Origin of the sequence: Corynebacterium sp. CTNIH16, from assembly GCF_032821655.1 — a bacterium.
In the GTDB taxonomy this organism is placed as follows: domain Bacteria; phylum Actinomycetota; class Actinomycetes; order Mycobacteriales; family Mycobacteriaceae; genus Corynebacterium; species Corynebacterium marquesiae.
The window spans coordinates 1-1,542 of sequence record NZ_JAVBIG010000030.1 but is presented as its reverse complement, the minus strand read 5'-3'; the positions used below and the strand labels follow the sequence as shown (position 1 = coordinate 1,542).

1 protein-coding gene is annotated in these 1,542 nt (G+C 56.0%); it reads left to right on the top strand.

Annotation, left to right across the window (positions count from 1 at the left end):
- The first annotated feature begins 161 nt into the window (after window positions 1–161).
- Window positions 162–1,439 (top strand): hypothetical protein, encoded by a 1,278-nt coding sequence (locus tag RAE04_RS11655; RefSeq protein WP_317027468.1) that lies wholly within the window; start codon window positions 162–164, stop codon window positions 1,437–1,439.
- Window positions 1,440–1,542 lie beyond the last annotated feature (103 nt).

The window sequence follows — 1,542 nt, the reverse complement described above, 5'->3', positions numbered from 1 at the left end:
GTAGAGGGCCACAGCATCACGTTTGAACTGTTCGGAGTACCTAGGCATGGTGGTAGATTACCTTTCTTCCCAACCCAACCGGGCTGGATATCAGGTGTCTACCTAACGGGGGCCAGGTCCATGACCATCTTTCGTATTACACCACACGACAGTTGGTACCCGTGGACGGCGATGCCAATCAATCCCACACTGCGTGGAAAATGGCGTTTCACGGTGGCTGGAACAGTTGTCTGTCTCCTGGTCATCATCCTTACCCGACCTTCGATCACGATATTCAATCTGCGTACCCGTCTGCGATGGCATCGGTGATTGATGTGGATTATGTGGGCGGTTGTATCGAGGAGGTTGTGAAGGACCGGGTACTTACGCTGGACGACTTTCCGTTAGGTCCCATTACCCCGTTGGTTGCCTACGTGAGTTGGAAGTTCCCGGATGATGTTGTTGCGCCTTGCTTGCCGGTGGTCGTCGGTGACTGCGTGTTGTATCCACGAACGTCTGCCGGTGCTGGAGCCGCGCAAGGTGACGATGTTGGGGGGTATGACGGGTTTCATGGTGCTTGGTGCGCTGGACCTGAGTTGTACCTTGCGTTGAAGCTGGGGGCGACGGTGCGTGTTCAGATTGGCTATCGCATGAGGTTGCGTATGCATTCTGGTAGTACTCCGTCCCGATCACTGCGCTTCGCCCTCCGACAGATGGTTGAAGATCGTGCGACTGCGAAGAAGATCTTCGGCAAGGGGTCGCTGGAAGAGCAGACTGTCAAGGTTGCGACGAACTCCGTCTACGGGAAGCTGGCTCAGGACGTCTCCGAGCGTAACGGGTGGGGTGCATGGGCTGAGGAGATGGAGTCTATTGGTGGGTCGTCCGTAACCTCTCCCTATCACGCGTCGATGACAACGTCGCTTGTTCGCGCTCTCCTTCTGGCGATGGCCAATACGATTCCGATTCTGTCTGTCACGACTGACGGCTTCATCACGCCTGTTGAAGAGATTGAGCACTTTGATTGCTTTGGCATCGCGAATGTGTTCCGTGCCGCCCGTCGTGCGTTGGTAGGTGATCCGACGGTCTGGGAGATCAAGCACTACCAGGACGATCTAGTGAATTTCTCGACGCGTGGCAATGTGTCCTTGCTGGAACACGGTGTGCTCGCTAAGGCTGGGTTGAAAGTTCCTGAGGAGGTTGAACGTGGGACCGTCGCGGAGCGTCGCTGGTTTCGCGATACCGCTCTTTCACTCCTGGGAAAGATACCTAACCCCTACACGTCTTTCCCAACATTTCGGGAGTTGTCGCGGTCCGTAAACCGGTTGGACTTCCACCCGGTGGATCGCACGCCTGAGGTCTCAACGGTGGACTTTGACCTAAAACGGCAGCCTCTACGTGGCACGCTCCGGGTTGATGTGATTGACGGCAACGAAATGGCGGGGGGACCTGGCCCCCGTTAGGTAGACACCTGATATCCAGCCCGGTTGGGTTGGGAAGAAAGGTAATCTACCACCATGCCTAGGTACTCCGAACAGTTCAAACGTGATGCTGTGGCCCTCTACG